Source organism: Paenibacillus timonensis (assembly GCF_022427145.1).
GTDB lineage: Bacteria > Bacillota > Bacilli > Paenibacillales > Paenibacillaceae > Fontibacillus > Fontibacillus timonensis.
The window spans coordinates 1-396 of sequence record NZ_JAKSXN010000165.1 but is presented as its reverse complement, the minus strand read 5'-3'; the positions used below and the strand labels follow the sequence as shown (position 1 = coordinate 396).

Annotated in this window: 1 protein-coding gene; it reads right to left on the bottom strand. The window is 39.4% G+C overall.

Annotation, left to right across the window (positions count from 1 at the left end; all coding sequences use genetic code 11):
* Nucleotides 1–164: 164 nt before the first annotated feature.
* Nucleotides 165–396: hypothetical protein (locus MJ257_RS24710; RefSeq protein ID WP_240271807.1), on the bottom strand; the 232-nt coding region annotated here is incomplete at its 5' end.

The window sequence follows — 396 nt, the reverse complement described above, 5'->3', positions numbered from 1 at the left end:
TGTTAAATAAAAATAAAGTTTGCAGAATGAGAAAAAAGTCTGCTTAAGAAGAAAAAAGTTTGCTTAAAGTCTCGTGGGTGTATCCAGAGTATGGGTATATTCACGAGGCTTTTTTATGTTTATTGTGGGCTACCAAAGGGTTTTCGAGAGGGACAAGGTGACACTTACGGGCTGGGTAATACCGTATAGGTCATCGCCCATAAAAAAATAAATATATAAATAATTAGGCAGAGGTCAAGTGGTAAGTATGGGGAATGACGGTGGTACAGGGGAAACCGTAAGATATAGTAGTGTGCCTCATCTTTCAAGGGAAGCGCACGTCCAGTAACGTGTAACAAGCCCCAAGCAAGGTCCTCGCCCTTAAAAATAAATATATATAAATAAATAGGTATGGGC